The sequence below is a fragment of the Algoriphagus marincola DSM 16067 genome (assembly GCF_000429405.1).
GTDB lineage: Bacteria > Bacteroidota > Bacteroidia > Cytophagales > Cyclobacteriaceae > Algoriphagus > Algoriphagus marincola.
In genome coordinates this window covers 350,658-377,484 of sequence record NZ_KE386898.1, presented here as the reverse complement: position 1 = coordinate 377,484, position 26,827 = coordinate 350,658, and the positions used below count along the sequence as shown (strand labels likewise).

Below are 26,827 nucleotides of genomic sequence, written 5' to 3'. Positions count from 1 at the left end.
GTAGCTTGCCAACTATTATTCCAACTTCAATATCATGCAAAAGAGACTATTCATTTTAGCAGGTTGTAATGGAGCTGGAAAAACTACTTCATCATTTCGAATACTTCCTCAGCTTCTAGACTGCAAAGAATTCGTCAATGCAGACGAAATTGCCAGAGGCCTTTCCCCCTTTCAGCCTGAAAAAGTTTCTTTAGAGGCAGGGAGGATTATGCTTGCTAGAATTCATGATTTGATAAAAAGAGGTGAGGATTTCGCATTTGAAACAACATTGGCAACAAAATCATATTCGAGCCTAATTAAAAATGCTCAAGACCAAGGATATTTCGTCTCAATAGTATTTTTTTGGCTTAAATCGCCGGAACTAGCAATAGAAAGAGTTAAAAAAAGAGTAACTGAGGGTGGGCATCATATTCCAGAAGAAATAATAAAAAGGAGGTACCACCGAGGATTAATAAACCTATTTAAGTTGTATATTAATTTAGCAGATTATTTATTGATTTTCGACAATTCAGGACCGGACCCCAAATTAATTGCCGAAAAGGAAACTAAAATAAAAGTCATAGATGTTCCTATATTTGAGGCCATTAAATCTTTTCTATAATGAGTTCAGAAGAAAAAGAAGTATTGAAAGAAAAACTAAAATCCGCCATTCTCAATTCAGGCGATGATTTTTTGAAAATGAAGAAGAAATTGAAACAAAATATTGTAGTTCAAATTGACGGAAAAATAGTAACAAGAACACCAGATTATTTCTTAAGAAAAAGGAAGAAAGAAGAAAAAGTGTACTAGAATTTTTCAAAAAACATCAGAGGCTATAAGATTTTTTGGTGCAAGAAAAAAAGTGAAGGAATTTAATCACTCCTTCACTTCTTCATAGTCTACATATTCTCCGCCTTCAATATCTTTCTGGCGTTTCTTTTGGTGATTTTTAGGGATATAATCCACATTCACCCCCTCATTTGATCTGGAAGCAGCCTGTTGTGCTCTACGCTGCTCTTTTTCCATCTCGCTTACCTGCTGAGCAAATTTTGCCAACTTGGTACGAAGAAAGTATCGGATAAGCTGCCCAAGCAACCATCCGACACCCAAAAGAATTATGATAAATTTTAATAAACCTCCCATTAAAGCTTTTTTTGATTCGAAATTATCTACTCAAATACAGGTTTCGCTCTGAGTAGATTTTCAAGAAGTAATCGTCCATCAAATCGTCAATAAAATAGATTGCCTCACCGGTGGACTTCATTTCAGGCCCAAGCTCCTTATTCACATTCGGGAATTTGTGGAAGGAGAAGACAGGCTCCTTGATAGCATAACCCTTTTTGACCGGTTTGAATTCAAAGTCACTGACTTTTTTCTCTCCAAGCATCACCTTTGTGGCATAATTGACATAAGGTTCCTGATAGGCTTTGCAGATAAAAGGAACGGTCCGCGAAGCTCTAGGGTTGGCCTCGATCACATAAACCTTGTCATTTTTGATGGCAAACTGAATATTGATCAAACCATGTGTCTTCAGTGCTAGCGCAATTCGCTCGGTGTAAGTTTCGATCTGCCGGATGACTAAATCTCCCAAGTTGTAGGGAGGTAATACGGCATAGGAATCTCCGGAGTGAATACCCGCAGGTTCAATATGCTGCATGATTCCTATGATATAGACATTCTCCCCGTCACAGATCGCGTCGGCTTCTGCTTCGATCGCACCCTCTAAGAAGTGGTCCAACAAAATCTCATTGTTTGGAATATCCTTCAGCACGTTTACCACATGCTCTTCCAGTTCTTTCTCATTGATCACAATTTTCATCCCCTGTCCTCCAAGCACATAGCTAGGTCTCACTAACAGCGGGAAGCCGATGGTCTTGCAAAGCTCAAGCGCCTCATCGGTATTGTGAATCGTACCAAACTCTGGATAAGGTACATTATTATCTTTCAGGAGCGTGGAAAATAAACCTCTGTCTTCTGCCAAGTCCAAGGCCTCGTAACTGGTACCAATGATCTTAATCCCGTATTTATCTAGCTTTTCTGCAAGCTTCAGGGCAGTTTGACCACCGAGCTGTACGATCACTCCTTCAGGCTTTTCATGAAGGATAATCTCATAAATATGCTCCCAGAATACAGGCTCAAAGTAAAGCTTATCCGCCACATCAAAATCCGTAGAAACCGTCTCTGGGTTACAATTGATCATGATAGTTTCGTATCCGCATTCTTTGGCAGCTAGGACACCATGCACACAGGAATAATCAAACTCAATCCCCTGTCCTACCCGATTCGGTCCCGAACCTAGAACAACCACTTTCTTTTTGTCAGTACGGATGGACTCATTCTCTTCCCCAAAGGAAGAGTAATAATATGGAGTCTGAGCTTCAAACTCAGCCGCACAGGTGTCCACAAGCTTGTACACTCGCTTGATTCCCATTTCTGTGTAGCGCTTGTTGAAAACCTCGCTTTCTAAACAGCCAAGTAGGTGAGCAATCTGACGATCTGCATATCCCTTTTTCTTAGCCATATCCATTACCTCGTGAGGAATTGTATCTATGGTATATTTGTCTATTTCAGCTTCAAGATGAATAAGTTCCTCGATTTGCTTCAGGAACCACTTATCGATTTTGGTAAGATCTTGAATCGTACGGAAGGAAATACCAAGCTTAAATGCGTCATACACGTGGAAAAGCCTGTTCCAGCTAGGGTTAGCTAGGGAATAGAGTATCTTTTCTTGATCCCGAAGCTCTTTTCCATCTGCACCCAATCCGTTTCGCTTGATCTCTAGAGACTGACAGGCTTTTTGCAAAGCTTCTTGGAAATTCCTTCCAATTCCCATCACCTCGCCCACAGCTTTCATGGACAGTCCTAGTCGACGATCAGAGCCTTTGAATTTATCGAAGTTCCAACGAGGAATCTTCACGATCACATAATCAATCGAAGGCTCGAAATAAGCTGAAGTGGTTCCAGTAATGGAGTTCGAAAGCTCATCCAGATTATAGCCGATTGCCAACTTGGCAGCTACTTTGGCAATTGGGTACCCGGTTGCCTTAGAAGCCAAGGCCGAAGATCTGGAAACCCGTGGATTGATCTCGATACCGATGATTTCCTGATTGTCAGGGCTGACGGCAAACTGCACATTACATCCTCCTGCAAAGTTCCCGATGGAATTCATCATCGTGATGGCATAGTTTCGCATTCGCTGGTAGACCGTATCCGGCAAGGTCATGGCCGGAGCAACTGTAATCGAGTCTCCGGTATGCACACCCATGGGGTCAAAATTCTCAATGGAACAGATCACGATCATGTTCCCGATATTATCGCGCATGACCTCCAACTCATACTCCTTCCAGCCCAAAATACTTTGTTCGATCAAGACTTCATGAACCGGTGATGCTTGTAGTCCCGCAGAAAGCGCTTTTTCAAATTCCTCTTTGGTCTCCACGAAAGCACCTCCAGCACCCCCAAGCGTATAGGAGGCACGAATGATCAGCGGAAAACCGATCTCTTGAGCGATTTCTTTTCCTTGAAGAAAGGATGTAGCCGTAGCACCTTTACAGACACCTACCCCGATTTTCTCCATCAGCGCCTTGAATTTCTCCCGATTTTCGGCAGTATCGATTGCGTCGATATCCACCCCGATCATTTTTACTCCGTGATGCTTCCAGATTCCAGCCTTATCACAGTCGATCGCTAGATTTAATGCAGTTTGACCACCCATGGTCGGCAGTACAGCATCGATATCCGGGTGGTCAGTCAGTATTTTTCGAATGGATTTTTTCTCCAGAGGTAGCAGGTATACATTATCTGCGGTAACTGGGTCTGTCATGATCGTAGCCGGATTGGAGTTGATCAAGGTGACAATGATACCCTCTTCCCGCAGTGATCTTGCAGCCTGCGAACCGGAATAATCAAATTCGCAAGCCTGACCAATGACGATAGGGCCAGAACCGATGATAAGAATGTGCTTGATGCTACTGTCTTTAGGCATTTGAAAGGTGGGTTGAGAAGAAAATTTTACTTAAGTCCAAATTGGGTCAAAATTAGAAAAATATCCGATAGGGACATGGAGAAAAGTAGAAGAATCCTGAATAGAAATAAAAAAAGGCTAATTTGATTACTTCAAAATTGCTTCAAAGCCTAGCTGTAAATTTCAAGACTTTCACCCAAAACCCGCCCCAAAAGTAAAGCTTTATGAAAGTACTTATTATCGAGGACAATGAAGATCTGACCCTGAATATGGTCAACTACCTTGAGCAGGAGAATATCCGCTGCGAAACAGCCAAGAACCTTTTCGAGGCGCAGGACAAGCTTTTGGCTTTCCAATATGATTGCATCCTGCTAGATCTCATGCTACCTGACGGAAATGGACTGGACATCCTAAGCTTCATCAAATCCAATCAAATCTCTGCAAATGTTTTGATCATTTCTGCCAAAAATGCCCTTGATGATCGGCTTAGAGGTTTGGATTTGGGTGCAGATGATTACTTGCCAAAGCCATTTCATCTTTCGGAATTACTTGCCCGGCTTCGGGCCATTTACCGCAGAAGCAAATTGGACGGCTCGGATCAAATCATTTTCAATGAAATCAATCTGGACACCAAACTTCTGGAGGCAAAAGTGAATCAAAGTGTCCTCGATCTGACCAAAAAAGAGTATGACCTACTCCTCTTTTTCCTGACCAACAAAAATCGAGTCATCGGTAAGGAAGCCATCGCCCAGCATCTTTGGGGAGACTACACCGATGACTTGGCCAACTTTGATTTTGTCTACCAACATGTAAAAAATCTTCGAAAGAAGATCGAGAAGGCTGGTGGAAAGGACTACATCAAAACTGTCTATGGCATAGGCTATAAATTTGACGCGAACGCAAAATGAGACTACTAAACCTTCTCACCGCTTGGTATATCTTGATCACAATGGTCGGTCTGCTGATCGGTGGATTTTTGATCTATAAAAAACTCGATTCCGAAATTGACTTTGAACTCGGACGCGAACTAGACCGTCAGATTGAGGCCTATGCCCAGAGAGTAAAGGCAGGAGTATCGCCAGATCGACTGAATTATGATAAGCTTGAAATAAAAGAAATCCCTTTCAACCTACCCATCGAAGAACTTTCCCTTAGAGATACCGTCGCTTATCATGACCCGATGAACCGCCATGAAAAACAACTCAAGGCTAGTAAATCTTTCAAAACTGAGGACAAACATTATCGAATATCTTATTACAATGTGGTGATAGAAAGCGAGGATATCACTGAGACAGTCGTCATCACTATGGCCTCGGTTTTTTTGATTCAGCTGGTAATACTTGGCTTTTTTGTAAGAATAGGATCGAAGAGAATTCTTAGACCCTTTCATCAAACACTATCCAAAATCCGTGGCTTTAATTTTCAACAAAATAAACCGCTGGAATTCGATCAGTATGCAATCTCTGAGTTTAATAAACTGAATAGCTTCTTGGCTCGAATGTCCCAAAAACTGCTAAATGATTATCAGCAAATCAAGGAGTTTTCAGAGAACCTCTCACATGAGATCCAGACCCCTTCGGCGATCATCCGCGGAAAACTCGAACACATGATGAATGAAGATATCAGCGAAAACCAAGCTGCCATGATTCAGTCCATTTACCAAAGCAATGAAAAGATCAACAAAATCGTACGATCTCTATCCATGCTTGCCAAGTTGGAGAATGAAGAGTTTGAAGCACCGGAGACAATCAATTTGAGTCCAATTCTCTTGCGAGTAATTGAAAGTATGGAGGAGTTGATCGAAATGAAAGATCTAAATCTCAAAACTCAAATCAAAGAGGAAGCTTTTGTGAAAATTCATCCCTTTGTAGCCGAAGTCCTGCTTCAGAATTTGGTAAACAATGCCATCAAGCACAATCAACCGGGCGGAAAAATTCAGGTAGAACTCAATGACTACTCCATACGAATAGAAAATACCGGAAAACTTCCTGAAATGGATCCCGAAATCTTTTTTGAGCGCTTTAAAAGAGCCGAAAATCGCTCTGATTCAATTGGTTTGGGTTTGGCCATAGTCAAGCAAATATGCAAAACCTACGGCTTTAGACCTACCTACCGAATTGAAAACAATTTGCACGTAATTTCTATTTTGTTTAAGTAATCGCTTCAAATTCTCTACAAAATCATATTGTACTCTTGTAGCGAATACTTAAACCAAACCAACAATGTACGCCACAATTAAATCTTTTTACCTCAGTATTTTTCTGGGGCTTTTTGTATCAATTCCAATTTTTGGGCAGGAAAACACCCTCTCAGGGACTCTAATCGATGATCAAAGCGGCGAGCCACTCGGATTTGTTCAGGTTGCTTTGTTTCAATCGATAGAAGATGCCAGCCCGACAGTATTCTCAGACACTGACGAAAATGGAGAATTTTCTCTCCGCGCTCCAAAAGGAAAGTACACCTTCAAAGCTTTTTTCTTAGGGTTTGAGGATTTGATCGTTTCTGATATCGATCTGAGCACTTCCAAAGACCTTGGAGAACTATCCATGAAAAGTGAGGGACAAGCCTTGGAGGAAGTCGTCGTCCAAACAACCAAAATGCCTGTTCGATCTACTATGGAAGGCATCACCGTTACTCCAGACAATAACTTGGCAAATACTGGTGGTACGCTTTTAGACATCCTAAGAAATACCCCATCTATCACTGTATCTGAGGATGGAAGCATATCGCTAAGAGGTAGTTCGGGCACCAATATCCTGATCAATGGTAGAAACTCCTCCCTCACACAAAACTTGGATCAACTTCCTGCCTCCGCCATTGAAGAAATTAAGATCATCAATAATCCAAACGCCCGTTTTGATGCGGAAGCTGAAGGTGGTGTGATCGACATTATTTTGAAAAAAGGACAAGACTTCGGTACTCACGGAAATGTAGAAGGTACTTACGGTACTCGGGGTAGAAGTAATATTGGAGGAAGTCTGAATCACAGAGGAAAGCGTTTCAATGTGTTTGGAGGGTATAATTATCGAGATTGGCGGGACGTAGGAGACCGATCCTCTACCCGTGAAATATTCGAAACAAACGAAACGCTCGAACAAAACACACGAAATTCCTCCAGAAGAACGGGACATAATCTAAACGCTGGAGCTGACTATTATTTTGGAAATAATGTGATCAGCTATGAAGGTGTGTATCAATATGGGATGGATTATCAGACCAACACCCTTTTTGCAGAGTTGGAAAGACTAGAAAACGGCGAATTGTTTGAGTTTGACTACGTCCGAAGAAACAATGAAAATGAATCGGATGAAGGAATTGATAACGCCTTGATATTTGAGCATTCATTCGCTGACAAAGGAAATACCCTCCGGGCATTGGCCAGTCATTCCTATAGAAATCAGTTCAAAACACAGAACATTGATATTTTTAGGAATACACTTAATCCAGACCCCTCTAATTTGAATGGTCAGGAAAGAGCGGTGACAGATGAAGTACGAAACATTTCTATTTTTCAGGTTGATTACATCAAGCCTTTGGATGAAAAAAGAAAAATAGAAGCAGGTCTAAAATCCAATATTCGGGAATTTGACAATGACTACCGGTATGAGCGTCTAGATGAGCAGAGCCAAGAATTTGTGGAAGACCCGGCCATCAGTAACCGCTTTATTTATAAGGATCAGATCCATGCGGCTTATTTCATCTATGCCAATGCAGGGAAAAAATTTGAATATTCTTTAGGACTAAGAGGTGAGGCAACCATAGTAGATACCTATTTGGCAAATACAGACGAAGAAAACCAGCAACGGTATTTTAACCTCTTTCCAAGTGTGCAAACTATGTACAACTTGAATGATAATCATTCATTAAAATTCACCTATAGTCGCCGAATTGACCGGCCCACTGCTTGGAGGTTGAACCCCTTCCCAGATATTACAGATTCACTGAATGTACGAAGAGGTAATCCCAACTTACAGCCGGAAATGATCGACTCTTTTGAATTGGGACACTTAGCTAATTTTGATAAATCTAGCTTTGCAACCAATATCTTTTACCGACATACAGAAGGCCAGTTTGATTTTGTAACTATTATTGAAGATGGGATTTCTTATTCCCAGCCGGACAACTTACTCTCATCCACCTCTTACGGAGTCGAATTTGTCGGAGTAGGAGAAATCAACGAATGGTACTCGCTGAATGGTGGTATAACCATCTTCCAGATTTCGGTGGATGGTTCGAATATCGGTGAAGAATTTACCAATTCGGGATTCTCTTGGAACACAAAGCTTACGCAAGACTTCAAGCTTCCTTATGGAATCAATTTCCAATTGGTAGCCAATTATGAATCTCCTGAGATCGAAGCCCAGGGTAGAGACCTCTCTCAATATTTTGTGGATGCCAGTGTCCAAAAAGGTTTTGCAGGCAACCGCGGTTCTGTCACATTGAGTGTTAGAGATATTTTCGACACCAGAAGATGGGCTGGATTTGCACGTACCAATACTTTCAACCAAGACTTCTACTCCAAAAGAGAAACCCGGATAGCACTCCTGAGTGCACGATACAGCTTTTAAAAAAACATAGATTGGGTAATAAGAAAAATGCACCTCTAAATTGGAGGTGTTTTTTTATGCCTTCTCCATCTTCAATTGATAGAGCATTTCTAAAAGTGGGACACCAAAATTCCTCGATTTGATTTGGCTGACCTTTTTGAAACCGAATCGCTCATAAAGACTGACTGCTGGGTCAAGTCCAGATGTGGTGTACAAAAACGCACCTTTGTAACCTTTTTCTTTATAAAACTCTATCCACTCCTGCATCAGTTTTTTGCCCAGACCCATTCCTCTGTATTTCTTTTCTAGGATAAAATACCGCAGTTGGGCCTGCTCGTCCTGCCTATGCATTAGCAATAAAAAACCAACCATCCCTCCATCAGCCTCTACCACCCACACCTTGTCCCTAGCTGGGTCATACTGCCGGTAAAACTCCAACAGGCTTTCCATGACGTATGCCTCGAAGCCCATCTCAAAACCATGCTCTTCGAAGTAAATTCGACCATGCAAAGCAGCAACTTGACCTAAATCACCAGCCTTGAGTTCATTTCGAATAGTAATTTGATGGTCTTCCATGATCATCTATTTAAGAAAAAATCAGTTTGAAGTATTATTAATATGGTTAAAACCAAGTCAACTGGCTTTCACCCTAAATGATCAAATAAAATCAAAAAGGCCCTCAGCTTAAATGGTCAATTAGATGAATTCTTTATTTGAAAAGCTCAGCTTAAACCTCGTTGCTTTAAGACTTCCTCCAACCCATTGTCATTTTTTGGACCTTTTAAAATCTTATAAATAAAAACTACTGGAATCAGCATAGGAATCAGAAAACCAATTCGTTTTTCTGGAGACATTAACCACCCCCCCATTCCAAAAATCAGGGTTCCCGCAAGAAATCCAATTGCAACTGCATGAAAAATCTTCGAGTTTTTCTGCTTCTTTTTCTCAAGCAATAATTCTTCATCAGTCATCTCGGCGAAAGTCTTATTTTCCATGTCCATGAAATTTTGTTTGGAATAAAAGCCGAATTAAAATAAATAGAATTGCTCGAAAATAAAAGCCCAAATTTTACCGAACACTTTCCTGAAGCAACAATGGATTGTCACTGACCAAGAGGTTTATTTTCCTTTCTTTTAAAAAATCACGGTAACTCTCGCCTTCATCCTCAATAGCTTTTCGATCTACTTCCCCCATCACATCAGTCAGAATAGGAACCCCCTCGCCAGCAACAGCTTGAAATAAGCTTATTTCAGCGTCTTTGGGAACATAAGCTAAAAATCTTCTTGATCTGAATAATTCCTGGTAGAAGTGAAGGTCCTCCATCCTGGTTACTAATACAGAAATGAGAAAATCACCCTGAATTCCCAAAGCCTCTTGAGCTCTTTTTCTATCAAAAGTCAAAACCAAACTTCGAGCATCTAATCCTGCCGCCTTGGTTTGGGATAGTACCTCATCAAGAATTGGCTCCTTCACATCCAACATAATCCATAGGGAGTCATTTCTAGCAAAATCCAAGAAGCTTTGAAATGTGGGAATAGGCTCGTCCGTGATTTTCAGCTGAACTCCTGCCAAATCACTATTGGACTTGTTATCCAATCGGCCGAGACCAGAAGTAGTTCTATCTAGCGTTTCATCATGCAGGAGGTATAATTCCTCATCAGCGTTTTTTCTCACATCGACTTCGAAAAAGTCAATACCAGAAAGCAGGACCTTTTCTATCCCTATCAGAGAATTCTCCACGGGCTGCTCTTCACTGATTCCACGATGGGAAACCGGATAAGCCTTGGAAGAGGAGATTAGCTCAAAAAGCGTCTGTGCTGAGAGATGGGTGAAAAATAATGGCAAGAAAAAAAGGCCTAGCATCGCTAAGCCTTTGAAATGGAAATCAGTCTTCTGCATAGTTGAAACTATCCACTTGCTCCCGGACCCAATCTTTATATTTCAGTTGGCGATGCTCATGCCACTGATTTTTGTATTTAGACTCATCGATCAAGAACTTATAGGCTGTGAGCGACTTCGGCTTAGTCAGTGCATTTACAAGATCCTCTGCGAGGTTTCGCTCCTTGACATACCGATCAATAAAATCCTGCATCATTTGATGCTCCTGAGGAATTTCCATTTTGGTAAATTCGGCGTAATTATCAGGATTGGCATCGATTTCATCTAAGATATCCTCCTCATCGGGAGTCAAGTCATAGTTGAAATAATCTTCATCGTCCGGCATGTGGTGGATTTTCCTTTTATCGATTTGGAAAAAGCACACCATTCCTTTTAGGAGTTGGGTAGTAATCCGGTCTACCTCTTGATCAGTAAGCGAAAGCATTGGTTTTTAATTATTTCTGGAAAAATAATGAAAGTCGGTTTTTGTACCAATTGTTTTTTTCACACAAAAGAAAGACCAAATTCCGAGCTATCAAGCCTTTTCTACAATTTTTCTTAAAAGCTCCGAATCCAGCTCATGCCCACCTTGAAATTCAAGTTGCTCAACGTCTCTGTCCAAACCTTGAATCAAGATCTTTTGACGAGCTAAACTCTCCTCAGTAATCAATTGATCCTGAGAACCTAACACTGAAAAAATCGTAGTTTCCTCAAATTTATCCCGTGCAATATCCAAAGCCATATCCTCTGCAAATCCTCCAGCCCAAAGCAGCAATGTATCCAAGCTCCCTTTCCATTGGGAAGCCCATCGAGTAGCAGTGGCGGCTCCCTGAGAAAATCCGAGTACATGGATTCTAGGCTTTTGCTCAAAAGACTCTAAAATCCCTTCGAGTAGACTGTCCAAGTAGCGATGATTATTGGCTATGGCAAGCTCACGTTCATGACGGGTCATCCAATTTGCACCGACCCTACCTTTAAAGTCTTTGAGATAGGAATAATTAGTGGCTTCCGGAGCAAGAAATAGCCTTTCTTCGGTGGCTAAGAACTGAAATTTGCGAAGGAAATATTCCGCCAACTGTCCGTAACCATGAAAAACGATCCATAAATCTTTGACCTTTTCGTCAGGTTCTTTGGACAAAAAATATGTGGACTCGTATGTAAAGCGATGCGTAGATCGTATCATCAGGAATTTAGATCATCAAACTTCAAAGGTAACAAGGCTGATATTCCTGGGATAGAATAAACCCTGCCATCCTCCCGTAAGATAATCATCTTGATTTTATGCTTAAAGCGGTTTTCTACCTCATTGATGACCTGTCGACAGATACCACAAGGGGACACATTGGCCCAAGACTGCTCTCCTTTTCGTCTTGCCACAATCGCGAGACATTCTGGAGCGGACTCGGGATAATTTGCCCCGGCATAGCTCAGTACCAAATGCTCCGCACAGACTCCAGCAGGAAAGCTGACGTTTTCCTGATTGCTGCTTTTGAGAATAGTACCATTTGAAAGCATCACCGCTGCCCCTACCTGAAAGTTGGAATAAGGGGCATAGGCTTTTTCGGAAATCTCTTGTGCAGTTTGCAAAAGCGACTGCTCCTCAGTGCTTAAATCTTGAATATCAAGGATTTCAAAAATTGAATCTGTATTATCCTTAGTCATAGTTTTCGAAGATGGAAAAAATAAGACGATTTACAGTCACAATTGTTTTTCATTTTCCTCCCATTTACTTTTTTCCTGAAGTATTTATTGACCAATTTTAGCTGAGAAACCCCAGAAATATGAAGCAAATTTTGATTTTGGGAGGTGGGAAATCCTCCACTTTTTTAATTGACTATTTAGTAGCCCAAGCTGTAGAAAAACACCGCGAGATCATCTTGGCTGATTTGGATAGTAGAGTAGCAGAAAAGAAGCTCCGAAACCGTCCGAATACCCGTGCAGAAGCCTTGGACATATCCAATGCAGAAAGGCGAAGAGACCTTATCGAAGAGTCAGACTTGGTCATTTCTATGCTTCCGGCTCGCCTGCATCCACTTATAGCAGAAGACTGTGTCGCGCTTGGTAAACACTTTTTCTCAGCATCCTATGAAAGCAAAGAGATCAGAGCCTTGAGATCACAAATTGAAGAAAAAGGGCTTTTCTTTCTGAACGAATGTGGATTGGACCCTGGCATCGATCACATGTCTGCCATGAAAATCATCGACGAGGCTAAGACAAAAGGGGAAGAGATCCTATCATTCAAATCCTACGCCGGAGGATTACTTTCCCCCGAATGCGAGGATAACCCCTGGAAATATAAATTCACCTGGAACCCAAGAAATGTGGTTTTAGCAGGACAGGGAATGTCCCGCTATATCGAACAGTCCCGACTCAAATACATTCCCTATCACCAACTCTTCAAACGAATCAAACCAATCCACTTCAAAGGATTAGGAGAGTACGAAGGCTACCCCAACAGAGACTCGCTTGGCTATCGCAAAACCTACGGATTGGAAAATATCCCAACCATGCTTCGGGGAACACTGAGGCGAACGGGATTTTGCAAGGCTTGGGATATCTTGGTTCAGCTCGGTCTGACCGATGACAGTATCGAGCTCAATCCTCCACAGGGAAGTAGCAAACGGGATTTCCTGAATAGCTTTTTGCCCTTTGATACCGACCGTTCTGTAGAAGAAAAACTCACCGATTTCTTTCCGGAAATGGATTTCAAGACTTTTGAAAAAATCCAGTGGATTGGTCTTTTTTCACATGATCCCTTGCCAATTTATCAAGGAAGTCCGGCCCAGATTTTACAGGCGATTTTAGAAAAAGAATGGGCTCTCGAAGAAACTGATCGAGACATGATCGTCATGCAACATCAGTTTGAAATCCGAAAAGGGGATAAAAATCAAAAATTGCTCTCCAGCCTAGTTGTAAAGGGAGAAAATGCCTCCCTTACTGCAATGGCAAAAACAGTAGGCCTGCCGCTTGCTATTGCAGTGGATTTATTTTTGGAAGGAAAAATCAAACTCAAGGGTCTGCATATGCCCATTAAGCCCGAAATTTACCTGCCCATCCTTGAGAAGTTAGAAGAATTTGGGATCCGCTTTGAGGAGGAACTGCTGGAAGACTAAACCTTTCTGTTTTTATGGATTCCAATCCGCAGGAGCATCTTCTTGAGCTCCTTCTACCAATCTACAATCATCCGGGATGATCGCTTTTGGCTGCTGAAAAGTCAGGTCATTTTTATCTATATAAATCCTGCGCACGGTCTCAGCACCTGCTATGAAGTACCCAAGAACTACTTCTTCTGGATCCTCCAAATTCACTAGGTTACCCCGGATATTTGCTGGTGGTGGATCGAACACTGATCCACTGATTTCTGTCTGCTGCTTGACCAAACGAAGGAATCGATAAGCCTCCTGGGAGATACTGATTTGACGGAGGTCAACCCGGTACGTGTTGACAAATCGTAAACCATCGTCCTCCACAAAACCAGCGACGATTTTGGTGCTCAGCCCATTGAAATTATCATCATTGGCAATGAAAATCCCACTATTGTCAATTTGCTCACTTCTGTAGCAGGTAAAACAACAATCCTTTGGCTGAGGCTCACGGCTGGGATTGGCATCCGAAGGCCTGGGTGTAAATAAATCTGGTCGGGTTTCCAACACATAAACAGCTGGGCCATTTTTCCAGAAATAGAAATTATTCTCAGCAGCTGGATCTTGGATATCTACCACCAACTGCACACCTGAGCGAGGATTGATTTCTCCTTCCACAGGCACGGTCGTGGTCTGAACAGAAAGATTACTGATCTCAGGGACAGCTTGAACTTTTTCTGGAAAGGACGAATATACTTTTCCTTCGACAGTCTGAATCTGAAGTGTATAGGACCTCCCAGGCACAGTTGCAAAATCAGTAGTAGTCACATAGGTTCCTCGGTTGTCTTGATCCTCCTCCAAAAAAACCACATTCCCCAAATCATCTCTTACTATCACTGTAGCACTTCTTACTGGCCTAATCAATCCTTCAAATACTGACCCATAGGTATCACTTCGAGTCAACCGAACTGTCTGCCTGCCTGGGTGAGAAGTGAATACTGCTTCTACGGTAAGCAATTGCTCGCCTGTCTCCAGTCCTACCTCAAAAGGATCAATACATGCCACTGGTAGGAGAAAAATCAGGTATATAAATCTTCTTAACATCTTTTCCATCAAAACTTGATTGAATAACTCAAACTAGGAAGTGGTACTCCCAAAATTGCCAATCGATTAGCCTGTGGTGGAGCGCCTTGCTCATCCACAAAAAACAGAGAGAATGGATTTTTGCGTCCATACAAGTTCAAAATAGAGAAAGTCCAGTCCCCGTCCTCGAAGAACCGTCCGCTTCCCTTGAGTTTGAAATTGACCGCAATATCCAATCGGTGAAAGTCAGGCAAGCGTTGCTCATTTCTGCGATTGAAATAGGCTAAATTATTTCCGGAATAATCAAACTTCGCCTCCGGAAAAGTAACCGGTCTCCCCGTACTGTAGCCGAAGGTAGCAGATACGGAAGTATTGGTGCTTAGCTTGTAATTTCCTATCAATGTCACGTCATGCGGCTTGTCAAAATTGGATGCAAACCACTCTCCGTCATTGATTATTTCCTCCTCGTATGCGGTAATCACGCGTCTCAGGCTTCGTGAATAGGTATAAGAAATCCATCCAGTCAGCCTTCCTAGATTTTTCTTTGCATAAAGCTCCACACCAAAAGCACGCCCCTGTGCCGGAACAAGTTCAGTCTCGAGGTGATTTTGCAAAATGAGATTGGCCCCATCCTTATACTCAACTACATTCTGAATATCCTTGTAATACACCTCGATCGAGGTCTCAAAAATATTCCCCATGAAATTGTTATAGAAACCAATTGAATATTGATCCACAATCTGGGGCTTCAAAAAGTCATCACTGAGTTTCCAGATATCAGTGGGCGCGATGGTTGCCGTATTGGAGATCAGATGAATGAACTGGTACATTTTATTATACCCAGCCTTGATCGAACTGTACTTCGAAAGGGAATAGCGAACCGAAGCTCGGGGTCCAAGTCCATCATAAGAAATGATTTTATCCCCTTCAGCATAGTCAATTTCTCCAATCGCACTGCCGTCAGACAATGGCTGATTTGGGGCATATTGACGAACTGTACGAGGACCAAAGTACTGGAACAGGTCATAGCGCAAACCATAGGAAACCCCAATTTTTTCTCCCAATTCAAACTCATGCTGGAAGTGTGCGCCCATTTCTCTGCCAAATTCATCTTGGACTTTCTGTGGCAGAATTCCTGACTCCTGCTGATTGGTAGGCACCAATTCTCCCGGCTGAATAGTCAGATCTTTAAATTCTCCGCCAACCGTCAGTAAATTGGTTTCGGAAAAATTATAGGTAGCAAAAAGCTTCACCCCATAATCTTCGATACCAGAGTTGAGATCAAAATCATTGATCCCTGATCGATTGAAAATATTGTAATCATATTGAGTCAGATAGCCCAAAGCCTGTACACCTAGCTTATCTCCGAATCTCCCCTTCCAATTGATCGAATGCGAGTTATTTTTCCAAGAAATCGTGGTATCCGAAGCGAAAGCAAAATCATCGTAGGAAGTATAGTAGCTGTAGGTGAATTCCTGCTTTTCAGAAATTGGAGCAGAAATAACGAGATTCCCATCATAGAAATTTGCCTGGGAATTATTCAAATCCGGATTACTCAATGCACCCAAAAACCAGTTGATATACGAGCCCCTGAAACCTCCTTTGATGGAAACTTTGTCCTTGACCAGTGGTCCATTGATTCCAATTTTCCCTGAGTAGTTGCTCACCATCAAATCTCCTCCCCAGAGGTCTATACTTCCTGCTTTTGGCTGAATATCCAAAATGGATGATCCACGACCACCAAATCGTGCAGGAATCACCGATTTGTAAAGGGTTACATCATTGACGATGTCGGGATTGAAGGAGGTAAACAAACCAAAAAGGTGGGTTGGGTTATAGATTGGAGCCCCTGCAAATTGAATTAGGTTTTGATCTGCTCCACCACCCCGGACGTTTAGGCCAGCTGCTGCTTCACCGACTTGGGATACACCGGGTAAGGTGGCCATGGATCGAATAATATCCACTTCACCCAGAAAAGGAGGCAATTCCCTTATGGTATTCATACTCATCGTCACAGCCCCCATATCGGTAGAGCGAATATTCTTTTCCGGATCTCTACCAAAAATGACCACATCGTCCAATTCGAAGTCTTCCTGAATCATCCGCATAGCGATTCTTCCGTCACCAACTGCTACGATTGGGTAGGTAATACTCTCGTATCCTACATACCTAAACTCCAGCGTGTACTCGGCTCTGTCCAGGTTAAATTCAAATTCACCGTTATTATCCGTGATTCTGGTTTGATTGATCTCAGTAATGGTGACGGTTGCTCCCACCAAAGCCTCCCCCGTGATTTCATCAATGATTCGACCATTGATCCTGATATTTTTCAATTGCCCAATATCTCGACCGATGACTGTCGGTTTGGCTTTTTCTTGTGCCATCCCGATAGTCACTAGACAAATGGTAAGGAACGTGAGTAGAATTTTCTTCATAAATAGTCTTTTAAATGCCCTCTGGGTCAAAACGATAAAAATCCATTGGGAAGTTTCCAGCCAGCGCAATATCGGGTACTCTCATGATATACAAGGATTCACCACTGACAAAATGCCCAACCAGGACACTCTGAGGGAGACCCGGCATGGGGTTTTTGGGCTTCCAGCTAAAGCTGTTCAAATCCAACTCAAATACTTGATCTGATCGCTCAAAGAGTCCAATGAAGGCCTTATCGCCGATTACCCTTGCCATTCCTCTTCCATTTCCCAGAGAGCCTGGATATGTCCCAATTGCATCCCAAGCACCTGAATTTGGATTGTATCGCCAGATTGTACCGTCCAATGAATCAATCAAATATGCATTTCCCTGATAGGTAAACACAGCGTCATTTCGAGTGAATTCTTGCTCTGGAGTGGGTAAAAGCTCCCAGCGCATCTCGGATTTGTCGAAGCGGAAGAAAAATTTCGTGGTGTCAGGGTTTTTACCAATAACATACAAATCCTCTCCCAGCTCAAATGCAATAGCATCCCTGCTCAAGAAAGGTAAATCCGGTAATTGGGTAAAGACTTCGTTTTCGTAGCCCCAAAAACTTCCCTCATAGACGAAGGGATTGGACCCCAATTGACCAAGTCCTCCTCCAATGTAATGATCGGTGAAAAAGGCAAAGGATCGACTGGCTCCTGGAAAAGCTACCTCTTGCCAAGTGGATGAGGATACGTCATATTGCTGGAAACCAGGCAAAAATGCCAATCTCCGCTCGGAACCTAGGCCAATGAAAAAACTACCCTGTCCATTCTGGAAGAAAACATTGTCATAGACCCGGATAGATTCAGGGAATGTACTAATCTTCTCATAAGTACCTATCTGATATTCAAAACTTTCGGAAAGTGATACTTCACGATCCTGTACAATTACCCGGATGGGAACAATTTGATTTCCTTCTGCAGCAGGAATTCGAACGCGCAACCTACTCTGAAGAGTGTTTTCAATCACCTGAGCCTCTTGCCCTCCAAAAAAGACACGGGTATCTGCACCGAAATTCCTTCCTTCTATCAAAATCTCCTCCCCGACGGCACCGAACTTTGGAGAAAAGTCGAGAATCGCAGGTTCTAAAGTTGAAAGCTCCAGAACATTCCCAAATTCAATCTCAGCTCCTCTATCCATGAATGCTTTTGCAAAGTAAGGTCTCCCAACTTTCAAGCCGGCCAATTGACCTATAAATCTGCCCGGACCATCTTTTACTCCTAATGAAACGATCGCAGGGCTTGAAAATGATGCATCTTCTGAGACATAAAAGCCATGATCTACAAGGGAGAGTTCTTGATTACTGATTACTCGGCCTAATAAGCGGATCTCATCTCCGCTTGCAAATAATACTTCTTCCGTGGTAACAAGAATTACTTCAGGATCCTCCTCGGTACAAGAAAGAATAAACATGAGCATAAAAACTAAGCTCAAGAACCGAAATTTTAACATTTGTGGTAGTCTTTTAAATCTCAAAAATAGAGAAATAGATACTTTATCCAACTACGAATTCAAAATCTAATTTGATACAGTGAGAATTTAGCAGGTTTATAATTTAGTAACCGAGTAAAAAACCAGAAATTAATTTTTTATAGGCTTCTGAGAAACTCCCTTTTTCATTTTTTAAAGCAATTTCTTCTACCTGCCTTTCCTTTTGATGCTTTGAAAAAGAAGAAACAACCCGATGAAATTTAAGCCTTGGATTATCCTGAATTAAAACTGACTTACTGCAATAAAAACCTTTATTGAAAAGCATTTCTTCCAAGACAGCAGATTCTTTGGGAGGAAGAATTACCCAAAATTCACCATCGGCTGACAAGTTTCTTTCTACAGCCTCTACCAAGTCATGAAAAGATAGGCTATCCGTGTGAAGTGCACGCTGCCGCTTGAGATTTGAGGTAGGTAGATGATTTGAAAAATAAGGGGGATTGCTGACTACCAAGTCAAATTTTCCGGTGGAATCATAGTCCTGAACTCTTCCGTGGACCAGTTCCAAACGGGCTGAAAAATCACTTTCCTCAAAATTCTCGCTCGCCTGACTGGCAGCATCAGAATCTAATTCTACTGCCGTAATATTTGCATTTGAAAATCGCTGCGCCATCATCAGCGCTATGACACCCGTTCCAGTTCCAATATCCAATATTCGTTTGGGGCTCTTTGCCTTCGCCAACGCACCCAAAAGCACCGCATCGGTGGAGACTTTCATTCCACAGCGGTCCTGATTGACTCGGAATTGCTGAAATTGAAACCAGGTATTAGGCATTAAATTCGAGCTTTTCTACCAAGCCAGATTTTGAAGCGAGGCTTATCCTCCATGACATTCAGATCGTCCTCTGAAATACGTTTAACGCTTTCAATGGTATAAAAGGCCTTCTCGTCAATCGACTTTACCTTATCTACAAAAGTCTGCAAGGAGTCTCTTTTCATGACTGTGAAAAGAAGGTTGACTTTGCCATACCTGCCCTCAGCACCCACACTGGTAAATCGATAGTCTCGCTCTTTCATATACTCGATCAGTTCGGGGAGTGGCTTGGGAGTGATGACCCGCACGAGTACCCGACCCAGTGCAAGCTTTTCATCAAAACGCATTCCTACATAGGTTCCCATTCCAAATCCACCGGCATAGGCTATATAGGAAACAGGATTATCGATATTTTGAAAAATCTGACCAATCGCCAAAAGCCAAATAAGCGCTTCAAAAAAACCTAAAATAGGAGCCACATTCTTTTTCCCATTCATCATAAACATAATGCGAAGGGTATTAATCGAAACATCCCCTACACGCGCAATGAAAATTAGCGCAGGCATGATGAAGTAATTAAAGAGGTTTTCAGAGATTCCTAAGTCGGTGAAAAATTCTTGCATATCGGTCTAATTTTGACTCAAAATTAAGGATATTAATCTTCTTAGCTGTCCGAAAACTGTCTCAGATTTTTTGATCCTTTCCGGCACTCCAACCAAAAAACAAAAATTGAATGGTCATGGCAAGCAAAAACCAAATCAGAAAATCCCAATTCCCCACCAAATCAAGAGAAATTCCAAAGAGCATGGGGCCCAATGCTGCAAGAACATAGCCTGCGGACTGTACCATCCCTGAAAGATTGGAAGTAGTCTGATCTTCGGCCGTTCGTAGCGATATCAAAGTATAAGCAATGCTCAAGCTTGCCCCACTACCTATACCAATGATGGTCATAGCTACAAAAAGCACCCACTCTTGCGATGAAAAAAGCAAAAGATAGCCAAGCAAGTAGCCAAGCGATACTCCAAGAATTACCATATGCTGCTGCCGAAGTTTCATAAGAAAAGATGGAGCGAAAAAGGTTCCAATCAAAGAGATGAGTTGCATGTAGGAAAGTGCAATTCCGGCCTTTACAGGGCTCATTCCCTTAGAAATCAACATATCAGGAAGCCAAGTCACCATGGTGAAATACATGACCGATTGAGCGCCCATAAAAAGCGTCACCTGCCAAGCCAACCGGGATTTCCATACATTTTTACCGACCTGCCCTTCTCCTTTATTTCTGATGGGTTTGGCTTTTGCCTGAGGAAACCACACCGCCAAAGCAAGTAGCATAAATACGACCCAGAAAGCGAGTGATCCTCTCCAGCCCCAACCCAGATCAACAGCCAAAGGCACGCTGATCCCGGAAGCTATTGCAGCAAAGAGGGACATTCCAGTAGAAAGAATTGCAGTTAGGAGACCGAGCTTCTCCGGTAAATGAGCCTTAAAAAACGGTATCATCAATACATTAGCGATGACTATTCCCACGCCAGTCAGGGCTGTCCCAACAAATAAAATCTCAACTCCACCCAAAACCCTGATAACTACTCCCATGGAAAGAAGCAAAATCCCTAGAAAAATTGCCCGACCATTGCCCAACCGCTTACCAATCTTCGGAGAAAAGATCGAAAATATGGCAAAAGTGATCAAGGTCAGTGTAGTCAAGGAGCCTGCAAGACCATTGGAAATATCTAAATCCTCTCGGATAAAGGGAATCAATGGACCCACCGAAGCAATACTTGTGCGGAGGTTGATAGAGATCAGAATGATCCCTAGGAAAAGTAAAAACTGATCAGAGGATTTTTTCAAGACTTCAGAGTGCTTTCGCAAAACTAAGCCCAAAATCTAATTTTGGGCCTAGCTTTTTTTATCAGAGGCAATCTCCCGGCATCTCCAGCCTTCTTCGATACATCTGAATGGTATTTTCCAGACCAAAATACAAGGCATCACATACCAGCGCATGTCCGATTGACACCTCATCCAAATAAGGGATCTTATACTTCAAAAAAGCGAGATTATGCAAATCCAGATCATGACCTGCATTTAGTCCCAGTCTCAATTTTTTGGCTAGTTCTGAAACTTTGACGTAAGGAGCAACTGCCTTTTCTCTGTCTTGATGATAGAACGCAGCATAGGGCTCTGTATAGAGTTCTACCCGATCTGTCCCAGTCATTTTTGCCGGCTCAAAATATTTTTCCTCTGGATTGATAAAGATCGATACACGGCAGCCGGACTCCTTCAATTCTGCCACGATATCCTTGAGCATGCTTTGATGAGTAATTGTATCCCATCCTGTATTGGAGGTGATCGCTTCCGGCGGATCCGGAACCAAGGTAGCCTGAGCAGGCTTCACCCTTCTGACCAATTCCAGATAGCGCTTGTCTGGGTATCCTTCGATATTGAACTCCGTGGTAACCACCTCGGACAGGTCCAATACATCTTGATAGCGGATATGACGCTCATCTGGGCGGGGGTGAACGGTAATCCCCTCAGCCCCAAAGCGCTCGGCATCTTTTGCTACTTGGACTACATTTGGGTTATTGGCTCCTCTTGCATTGCGCAGAGTTGCGATCTTATTGATATTTACACTTAATTTGGTCATATAAAGCCCGAAAAGGGTAATTTTGTCTCTAGAACAAAGTTATAACATAAACTGAGTACCGATGAGTTTGAAGCAAAAGATAGAAAGTGAAATTAAATCTGCCATGCTGGCTAAAAATAAAAGTCGGTTGACGGCTTTAAGAGCCCTTAAGTCCATGATTCTTTTGGAAGAAACCAAAGGCGGAGCCAAGGGAGAAATATCTGCAGAAGATGAGATGAAGTTGCTGACAAAGGCAGCAAAGCAGCGAAAAGATTCAGCTGACATTTATGAGCAACAGGGAAGAATGGACCTTCATGAGGTAGAAATGGCCGAGCTATCGGTGATTCAGGAGTTTTTGCCAAAGGCTCTTTCTCCGGAAGAAATCCAAGCCGCCATCCAAGCGATCATCAGCAAAACCGGTGCTTCAGGAATGAAGGACATGGGCAAAGTGATGGGAATGGCCAGTAAAGAATTAGCCGGGAAAGCAGATGGCAAGGCTATTGCTGATCAAGTAAAAGCACTATTGAATTCCTAAAACTTGGAGATTAAATCCCTTGTCGATATTGTCATCATCTTGCTCCTAGCCCTGGGAGCTTATGAGGGCTACAAAAAAGGCTTTCTGCTCGGTATTCTGGGTTTGGTCGGTTTTGTAGTAGCCCTCGTTTTAGGCTTTTATTTCATGGAGCCTGCTGCAGAATGGCTGGGTGAAAATGTAGACTCCATCAATCTTGCCTATCCGATATTGGGCTTTTTGATCATTTTCATTCTGAGCATTTTATTGATCAATGGCGTAGGTTGGATCCTGAAAAAAATCATGGATTTAACCATTTTGGGCTCTTTTGATAAAATGGGAGGAGTACTTTTCGGCATCCTGAAAGCAGGGTTTTTCTTGAGCCTCTTTTTATGGTTCACCAATGAATTTGACTTAGACCTACCCAAAAAGTGGGAAAGAGAATCAGAACTCATTGGCTATGTAGAGCCGCTTGCTCCTGCGGTAATCGATGCAGTGGAACCGATTTTTCCTTCGGTCAATTCCACCAAAAGCAAACTTGAAGAGCTCGTGGAGAAGGTCAAAGATGCTGCTATTAATTGATAATTTTGACTCATTCAGTCACATGTTGGCTGATCTGATTCTTCAGACTGGGCAGGAATTAAAAATTGTCAGAAATGATGTTTCGGTGGAGTCTTTGCAGGACTTACCCTTTGACGGTTTGATTCTATCTCCGGGACCTGGAAGACCTGCTACTTCAGGAAATTTGATGCAGATTCTGGAGACCTTTCATCGAACAAAGCCGATTCTTGGAGTCTGCTTGGGCCATCAGGCTATCGGTGAGTTTTTTGGAGCCAAACTTATCAAAAATGACCAGCCAACCCACGGAAAAGTCAGGAGGGTTTTTCGACACCAAAGTCATCCTTGTCTGGACAGACTTCCTGATGAATTTTCTGTCACCCGGTATCATTCCCTGCAATTGACTAATCTGCCGGAGACGATTTCTCCTCTTTTAAAAACAAAAAAGGGCGAAATAATGGCTATAGCGCATACCTACCTTCCAATCTTTGGAATTCAATACCACCCTGAAGCACTACTGACAGAATACGGATTGGAAATTATTCAAAACTGGCTTCAATGGGCCGATCTGGAAGTAAAGCAAGAGTCTCAATTCATTTAGAACTTGCTTCAAAAAATCAGATTTTGATTGTAGGAAGTAGAGAAGTTACCAGGAAAGAAATCGGCTGCTATGGCTGGTTTGAGTAAGCAACGGACACCCAACCTAAAAAACCTACCTCAAATCAATTACCTCGATACCAGGGTATTTCTTAGTGTCGAAGGCAAAGTAGGTCGGAGGAAGGTCGGCATTGGCCTTCAGGTTTTTGAAAGAATAAGAATACATTCCACCCTGTCCATCAAACATTTCCCAGCCTAGCAGATCCTTAGTCCCCTTATCGATCATCAATTTCACCTGAGCAAAAGGAGCGTCTGCACTTGTAGCGTTCAATTCGACTACCTGGACTTTTTTACCCTGATAGGTTTTTTCTGCTAAAAGCTTGTATTCAAATCCAGACTCATACATCCGATAAATATTGGACGGGGTCAATTCCCCTTCCATCTGACTGACGTCATTGATGGTCACTTCACGATACCCGTCCGCCTGAATAAAGGTCCACACGGTCTTTCCATCATTGAAAATTTCTTGCTCAGGAAGCTTCAGTCGGTATTGCTCACCTTTGACGGCCACTTCCCCGCTTTGTCTATCTGAGCTTCCGCTTCCATCCTGATACGTAAAGTCAAATTCTGCTGTAAAACCATTCATGGCCTGGAACTTCTGACTCATGGCATCTAGGACCGATTTGGCATTCGGATCCTTTTGCGCAAGCACCTGAAAACCAATAAACATCAGGCAAAAAAAACTAAGAAAGAGAATATTTTTTTTCATAATCTGTAGCCGAATGGGGATGAATGTACGGCGACTACAAACTATTCAATAACTGTTCCAAACTAGCTTCATCTTGGATAAGAACTTCCCGAGCCTTGGAGCCTTCAAATGGACCAACGATTCCTGCGGCCTCAAGCTGGTCAACAATACGGCCGGCCCGATTATACCCAAGCTTCATCTTTCGCTGGATCAGGGAAGTACTGCCCTGCTGATGAAGCACAATCAACCTAGCTGCATCGTCAAAAAGTGGATCTCGGTCTGCCAAATCGATTTCACCGATACCACTGTCGCTCTCTTCACCTTCAAACTCTGGCAACAAGTACGCATCTGGATAGCCATTTTGCTCCCCTATCCAATCGCAAATAGCGTCCACTTCAGGAGTATCCAAAAATGCACATTGCAGTCGAATCATCTCTGATCCCTGTGATAGCAACATATCTCCCATACCGATCAGCTGATCTGCTCCCCCGCCGTCCAGAATGGTTCTCGAGTCGATTTTGGAAGTAACCCGGAAAGAAAGCCTGGCTGGGAAATTAGCCTTGATGATACCCGTGATCACATTGACAGATGGTCTTTGCGTAGCGACTACCAAGTGAATACCAATAGCCCGCGCCAATTGTGCCAATCGGGCAATAGGGCCTTCGATCTCCTTCCCTGCCGTCATCATCAAATCCGCCAATTCATCAATTACCAAGACGATGTAGGGCATAAATTTGTGCCCCTTTTCTGGATTCAACTTACGGGCGATGAATTTGGCATTGTACTCTTTGAGGTTTCGTGCGCCGGCATCTTTGAGCAAATTGTATCGATTGTCCATCTCGATACAGAGAGAATTGAGCGTGTAGATTACTTTTTTGGTATCCGTGATGATGGCCTCTTCCGATCCAGGAAGCTTGGCTAGGAAGTGTCGCTCGATTTTATTGAATAGGGAAAGCTCCACCTTTTTCGGATCGACTAAGACAAACTTCAACTGTGCCGGATGCTTTTTATAAATCAATGAGGCCAAAATCATATTGAGTCCCACTGACTTACCCTGTCCCGTAGCACCCGCCATCAGCAAGTGAGGCATTTTTGCCAAATCAGCAACAAAGACCTCATTGGAAATGGTTTTACCAAGCGCAATAGGCAAATCCTTATCGGATCGCATGAATTTCTCCGTACCCAAAACCGCTCTTGCCGGCACTAATTCCCGATTTTTGTTAGGCACCTCAATACCGATTGTGCCTTTTCCTGGAATAGGCGCAATGATTCTGATTCCCAAAGCTGCCAAACTCAAAGCAATATCGTCTTCGAGATTTTTGATTTTGGATATTTTTACACCTGGTTCAGGTACGATTTCATAAAGCGTCACCGTCGGTCCGATGGTCGCTTTGATTTCCTGAATCCCTATTTTAAAGTTTTCAAGGGTCTCGACAATCTTGTTTTTATTGTCTTCCAGTTCCTGTCTGGTGACAGTCACTTTTTGCAGATCGTACTCATTCAGCAGGTCAAGGGAAGGGTACTTGTACTTTGGCAAGTCCAAGGTAGGATCATAGGGATCCAGGTTTTCAACTTCCTCGGCGGTCTTCTCTGTGCTTTCAGCTTTGGTCACTGAAAACTGCTTTTCCTCCACGGGTTTTTCAGGCTTCGGATCTGTATTTTCTGCTAAAAGATCTACCTGATTGATCTCGAATAGATCATCTTCTTCCGGCAGTTCATCCGTGTTTTCATCCTCTGCATTTTTTACAGTCCAAGAGGAACCGTCATCCATCAAATCTTCTTCCTCATCATCTTCCAGTCCGAAGGGATCTTCATTTTTGGATTGAGGCTTGATCGCCAAATCTTCCTCCACCAATTCATTCTCCTGAATATTAGACTCCTCCGGATCCGAGCTTTTCAGGCTGAACCAATCCAACTTGTCAATATCGAAGAAGAAAATCACAAAAATCAACAAAGAACCAGCAAGCAGAATAAAGGTACCCCAACTCAGAAAATCTGCCGAAAGCTTGGCCATTTCATAGCCAAAACCTCCCGAAAGGAAACTCCAATAGGAGTAGCCTTTGACCAAAATCACGATATACCCCGTCAGCAATCCCAGCCAAAAGGTGAAGAATAAGGCAAAAGTTAGGTAGCGATTCAAGGAAATCAGGCTAATCTTAAAAGCCCATCGAAATCCCAGAATAAAGAGAAAGGGAGGGAATAGAAATGCTGCAACTCCAAACCATCGATAAATCAGTAAGTGACTTGCCTGTGCGCCTAGCCAGCCAAGCCAGTTTTGTGATTCCCGGGCGATCGTTCTGGTGGATTCTTCCGAAGAATTCATAACCAAACTTTGATCAGCTTCGCCGCTCAACAAATAGCTGAGGAAAGCAAAAAAGAGAAAAATCCCCAAAGACATGAAAATAATTCCAAGCGCAAGAACCAGCTTTGAGTTTTTGATATTCCCGAAGGAAAAATTCAATTTAGAAGCGCTGGACTTAGCTTTTTTAGGCTTTTCGCCTTTTTTTCGAAAAGTATTAGTTTTTGTAGAACTGCTGGGCATAGACGCGTTTCAATA

At 42.6% G+C, this 26,827-nt stretch carries 26 protein-coding genes; 9 read left to right on the top strand and 17 right to left on the bottom strand.

Annotation, left to right across the window (positions count from 1 at the left end):
* The first annotated feature begins 34 nt into the window (after window positions 1–34).
* A complete protein-coding gene (locus G457_RS0118710) occupies window positions 35–601 on the top strand; it encodes a zeta toxin family protein (protein WP_035484283.1) in 567 nt (188 codons plus the stop codon).
* Window positions 601–789 carry a hypothetical protein gene (locus G457_RS0118705; protein WP_026947819.1) on the top strand — a complete coding sequence of 63 codons (189 nt, stop codon included), beginning with the start codon at window positions 601–603 and terminating at the stop codon, window positions 787–789. Before G457_RS0118710 ends, G457_RS0118705 begins: the two co-directional genes overlap by 1 nt.
* 66 nt (window positions 790–855) lie before the next feature.
* Here G457_RS0118705 and G457_RS0118700 read toward each other — a convergent pair whose 3' ends face one another.
* Both G457_RS0118700 and carB read right to left on the bottom strand, forming a co-directional pair.
* A complete protein-coding gene (locus tag G457_RS0118700) occupies window positions 856–1,122 on the bottom strand; it encodes a DUF4834 family protein (protein ID WP_026947818.1) in 267 nt (88 codons plus the stop codon).
* Window positions 1,123–1,144: 22 nt separating this feature from the next.
* Window positions 1,145–3,964, bottom strand: coding sequence for a carbamoyl-phosphate synthase large subunit (gene carB, locus G457_RS0118695; RefSeq protein ID WP_026947817.1), 2,820 nt, complete (start codon window positions 3,962–3,964; stop codon window positions 1,145–1,147).
* Window positions 3,965–4,167: 203 nt separating this feature from the next.
* On the opposite strand from carB, the gene G457_RS0118690 reads away from it, so the two are divergent.
* The 3 genes from G457_RS0118690 (at window position 4,168) to G457_RS0118680 (ending at window position 8,511) form a co-directional block, all read left to right on the top strand.
* The gene (locus G457_RS0118690) at window positions 4,168–4,851 is read left to right on the top strand and encodes a response regulator transcription factor (RefSeq protein WP_026947816.1); all 684 of its coding nucleotides are present in this window, start codon (window positions 4,168–4,170) and stop codon (window positions 4,849–4,851) included.
* On the top strand, window positions 4,848–6,101 hold the full coding sequence (locus G457_RS0118685; protein WP_026947815.1) for a sensor histidine kinase: 1,254 nt from the start codon (window positions 4,848–4,850) through the stop codon (window positions 6,099–6,101). The genes G457_RS0118690 and G457_RS0118685 overlap by 4 nt, the downstream gene beginning before the upstream one ends.
* A gap of 64 nt (window positions 6,102–6,165) precedes the next feature.
* Entirely contained in the window at window positions 6,166–8,511 is a 2,346-nt protein-coding gene (locus tag G457_RS0118680) for an outer membrane beta-barrel family protein (RefSeq protein WP_035484280.1), read from the top strand.
* Window positions 8,512–8,565: 54 nt separating this feature from the next.
* Here the strand turns inward: G457_RS0118680 and G457_RS0118675 are convergent, their stop codons facing one another.
* The 6 genes from G457_RS0118675 to G457_RS0118650 all read right to left on the bottom strand — a co-directional run bounded on the left by G457_RS0118675 (window position 8,566) and on the right by G457_RS0118650 (window position 12,030).
* A complete protein-coding gene (locus tag G457_RS0118675; protein WP_026947813.1) occupies window positions 8,566–9,066 on the bottom strand; it encodes a GNAT family N-acetyltransferase in 501 nt (166 codons plus the stop codon).
* Between the two features lie 146 nt (window positions 9,067–9,212).
* A complete protein-coding gene (locus G457_RS0118670; RefSeq protein ID WP_026947812.1) occupies window positions 9,213–9,485 on the bottom strand; it encodes a hypothetical protein in 273 nt (90 codons plus the stop codon).
* Between the two features lie 73 nt (window positions 9,486–9,558).
* Window positions 9,559–10,389, bottom strand: a complete 831-nt coding sequence (locus G457_RS0118665) for a glycerophosphodiester phosphodiesterase family protein (RefSeq protein WP_026947811.1) — start codon at window positions 10,387–10,389, stop codon at window positions 9,559–9,561.
* Complete coding sequence (locus G457_RS0118660) at window positions 10,376–10,813, bottom strand: UPF0158 family protein (RefSeq protein WP_026947810.1); 438 nt, start codon at window positions 10,811–10,813, stop codon at window positions 10,376–10,378. The genes G457_RS0118665 and G457_RS0118660 overlap by 14 nt, the downstream gene beginning before the upstream one ends.
* Before the next feature lie 90 nt (window positions 10,814–10,903).
* Window positions 10,904–11,551 carry an alpha/beta hydrolase gene (locus tag G457_RS0118655; protein WP_035484278.1) on the bottom strand — a complete coding sequence of 216 codons (648 nt, stop codon included), beginning with the start codon at window positions 11,549–11,551 and terminating at the stop codon, window positions 10,904–10,906.
* Window positions 11,551–12,030 (bottom strand): cytidine deaminase, encoded by a 480-nt coding sequence (locus G457_RS0118650; protein ID WP_026947808.1) that lies wholly within the window; start codon window positions 12,028–12,030, stop codon window positions 11,551–11,553. The genes G457_RS0118655 and G457_RS0118650 overlap by 1 nt, the downstream gene beginning before the upstream one ends.
* A 119-nt stretch (window positions 12,031–12,149) precedes the next feature.
* Between G457_RS0118650 and G457_RS0118645 the strand changes: the two genes are divergently transcribed.
* Complete coding sequence (locus G457_RS0118645; protein WP_026947807.1) at window positions 12,150–13,481, top strand: saccharopine dehydrogenase family protein; 1,332 nt, start codon at window positions 12,150–12,152, stop codon at window positions 13,479–13,481.
* Window positions 13,482–13,493: 12 nt separating this feature from the next.
* Here G457_RS0118645 and G457_RS0118640 read toward each other — a convergent pair whose 3' ends face one another.
* From G457_RS0118640 to G457_RS0118610, 7 genes are all read right to left on the bottom strand, one after another.
* Entirely contained in the window at window positions 13,494–14,564 is a 1,071-nt protein-coding gene (locus G457_RS0118640; protein ID WP_248602881.1) for a DUF4249 domain-containing protein, read from the bottom strand.
* Window positions 14,564–16,969, bottom strand: coding sequence for a TonB-dependent receptor (locus G457_RS0118635; protein WP_026947805.1), 2,406 nt, complete (start codon window positions 16,967–16,969; stop codon window positions 14,564–14,566). Before G457_RS0118635 ends, G457_RS0118640 begins: the two co-directional genes overlap by 1 nt.
* Window positions 16,970–16,979: 10 nt before the next feature.
* Window positions 16,980–18,428 carry an IPT/TIG domain-containing protein gene (locus tag G457_RS0118630; protein ID WP_162142722.1) on the bottom strand — a complete coding sequence of 483 codons (1,449 nt, stop codon included), beginning with the start codon at window positions 18,426–18,428 and terminating at the stop codon, window positions 16,980–16,982.
* A gap of 121 nt (window positions 18,429–18,549) precedes the next feature.
* The gene (locus tag G457_RS0118625; protein WP_026947803.1) at window positions 18,550–19,257 is read right to left on the bottom strand and encodes a tRNA1(Val) (adenine(37)-N6)-methyltransferase; all 708 of its coding nucleotides are present in this window, start codon (window positions 19,255–19,257) and stop codon (window positions 18,550–18,552) included.
* On the bottom strand, window positions 19,257–19,859 hold the full coding sequence (locus G457_RS0118620) for a DUF2179 domain-containing protein (protein ID WP_026947802.1): 603 nt from the start codon (window positions 19,857–19,859) through the stop codon (window positions 19,257–19,259). Before G457_RS0118620 ends, G457_RS0118625 begins: the two co-directional genes overlap by 1 nt.
* Window positions 19,860–19,920: 61 nt before the next feature.
* Window positions 19,921–21,084: a CynX/NimT family MFS transporter gene (locus G457_RS0118615; protein WP_026947801.1), complete on the bottom strand. Its 1,164-nt coding sequence runs from the start codon at window positions 21,082–21,084 to the stop codon at window positions 19,921–19,923.
* 61 nt (window positions 21,085–21,145) lie between these two features.
* On the bottom strand, window positions 21,146–21,877 hold the full coding sequence (locus G457_RS0118610; protein WP_026947800.1) for a pyridoxine 5'-phosphate synthase: 732 nt from the start codon (window positions 21,875–21,877) through the stop codon (window positions 21,146–21,148).
* A 61-nt stretch (window positions 21,878–21,938) separates the two neighbouring features.
* Between G457_RS0118610 and G457_RS0118605 the strand changes: the two genes are divergently transcribed.
* The 3 genes from G457_RS0118605 to G457_RS0118595 are packed head-to-tail and all read left to right on the top strand — an operon-like array spanning window position 21,939 to window position 23,526.
* Complete coding sequence (locus G457_RS0118605) at window positions 21,939–22,391, top strand: GatB/YqeY domain-containing protein (protein WP_026947799.1); 453 nt, start codon at window positions 21,939–21,941, stop codon at window positions 22,389–22,391.
* A gap of 3 nt (window positions 22,392–22,394) precedes the next feature.
* Window positions 22,395–22,949 carry a CvpA family protein gene (locus G457_RS0118600; RefSeq protein WP_026947798.1) on the top strand — a complete coding sequence of 185 codons (555 nt, stop codon included), beginning with the start codon at window positions 22,395–22,397 and terminating at the stop codon, window positions 22,947–22,949.
* Window positions 22,933–23,526, top strand: coding sequence for an anthranilate synthase component II (locus G457_RS0118595; RefSeq protein WP_026947797.1), 594 nt, complete (start codon window positions 22,933–22,935; stop codon window positions 23,524–23,526). The genes G457_RS0118600 and G457_RS0118595 overlap by 17 nt, the downstream gene beginning before the upstream one ends.
* 111 nt (window positions 23,527–23,637) lie before the next feature.
* Here G457_RS0118595 and G457_RS0118590 read toward each other — a convergent pair whose 3' ends face one another.
* On the bottom strand, window positions 23,638–24,291 hold the full coding sequence (locus G457_RS0118590) for a LolA family protein (RefSeq protein ID WP_026947796.1): 654 nt from the start codon (window positions 24,289–24,291) through the stop codon (window positions 23,638–23,640).
* A 34-nt stretch (window positions 24,292–24,325) separates the two neighbouring features.
* Window positions 24,326–26,812 (bottom strand): FtsK/SpoIIIE family DNA translocase, encoded by a 2,487-nt coding sequence (locus G457_RS0118585; protein ID WP_026947795.1) that lies wholly within the window; start codon window positions 26,810–26,812, stop codon window positions 24,326–24,328.
* Between the last annotated feature and the right edge of the window lie 15 nt (window positions 26,813–26,827).

Bases quoted from the DNA above. Each gene is read 5' to 3' on its own strand.
- G457_RS0118710 (WP_035484283.1), top strand. From the start codon at position 35: ATGCAAAAGAGACTATTCATTTTAGCAGGTTGTAATGGAGCTGGAAAA.
- G457_RS0118705 (WP_026947819.1), top strand. From the start codon at position 601: ATGAGTTCAGAAGAAAAAGAAGTATTGAAAGAAAAACTAAAATCCGCC.
- G457_RS0118700 (WP_026947818.1), bottom strand. From the start codon at position 1,122: ATGGGAGGTTTATTAAAATTTATCATAATTCTTTTGGGTGTCGGATGG.
- carB (WP_026947817.1), bottom strand. From the start codon at position 3,964: ATGCCTAAAGACAGTAGCATCAAGCACATTCTTATCATCGGTTCTGGC.
- G457_RS0118690 (WP_026947816.1), top strand. From the start codon at position 4,168: ATGAAAGTACTTATTATCGAGGACAATGAAGATCTGACCCTGAATATG.
- G457_RS0118685 (WP_026947815.1), top strand. From the start codon at position 4,848: ATGAGACTACTAAACCTTCTCACCGCTTGGTATATCTTGATCACAATG.
- G457_RS0118680 (WP_035484280.1), top strand. From the start codon at position 6,166: ATGTACGCCACAATTAAATCTTTTTACCTCAGTATTTTTCTGGGGCTT.
- G457_RS0118675 (WP_026947813.1), bottom strand. From the start codon at position 9,066: ATGGAAGACCATCAAATTACTATTCGAAATGAACTCAAGGCTGGTGAT.
- G457_RS0118670 (WP_026947812.1), bottom strand. From the start codon at position 9,485: ATGGAAAATAAGACTTTCGCCGAGATGACTGATGAAGAATTATTGCTT.
- G457_RS0118665 (WP_026947811.1), bottom strand. From the start codon at position 10,389: ATGCAGAAGACTGATTTCCATTTCAAAGGCTTAGCGATGCTAGGCCTT.
- G457_RS0118660 (WP_026947810.1), bottom strand. From the start codon at position 10,813: ATGCTTTCGCTTACTGATCAAGAGGTAGACCGGATTACTACCCAACTC.
- G457_RS0118655 (WP_035484278.1), bottom strand. From the start codon at position 11,551: ATGATACGATCTACGCATCGCTTTACATACGAGTCCACATATTTTTTG.
- G457_RS0118650 (WP_026947808.1), bottom strand. From the start codon at position 12,030: ATGACTAAGGATAATACAGATTCAATTTTTGAAATCCTTGATATTCAA.
- G457_RS0118645 (WP_026947807.1), top strand. From the start codon at position 12,150: ATGAAGCAAATTTTGATTTTGGGAGGTGGGAAATCCTCCACTTTTTTA.
- G457_RS0118640 (WP_248602881.1), bottom strand. From the start codon at position 14,564: ATGGAAAAGATGTTAAGAAGATTTATATACCTGATTTTTCTCCTACCA.
- G457_RS0118635 (WP_026947805.1), bottom strand. From the start codon at position 16,969: ATGAAGAAAATTCTACTCACGTTCCTTACCATTTGTCTAGTGACTATC.
- G457_RS0118625 (WP_026947803.1), bottom strand. From the start codon at position 19,257: ATGCCTAATACCTGGTTTCAATTTCAGCAATTCCGAGTCAATCAGGAC.
- G457_RS0118620 (WP_026947802.1), bottom strand. From the start codon at position 19,859: ATGCAAGAATTTTTCACCGACTTAGGAATCTCTGAAAACCTCTTTAAT.
- G457_RS0118610 (WP_026947800.1), bottom strand. From the start codon at position 21,877: ATGACCAAATTAAGTGTAAATATCAATAAGATCGCAACTCTGCGCAAT.
- G457_RS0118605 (WP_026947799.1), top strand. From the start codon at position 21,939: ATGAGTTTGAAGCAAAAGATAGAAAGTGAAATTAAATCTGCCATGCTG.
- G457_RS0118595 (WP_026947797.1), top strand. From the start codon at position 22,933: ATGCTGCTATTAATTGATAATTTTGACTCATTCAGTCACATGTTGGCT.
- G457_RS0118590 (WP_026947796.1), bottom strand. From the start codon at position 24,291: ATGAAAAAAAATATTCTCTTTCTTAGTTTTTTTTGCCTGATGTTTATT.
- G457_RS0118585 (WP_026947795.1), bottom strand. From the start codon at position 26,812: ATGCCCAGCAGTTCTACAAAAACTAATACTTTTCGAAAAAAAGGCGAA.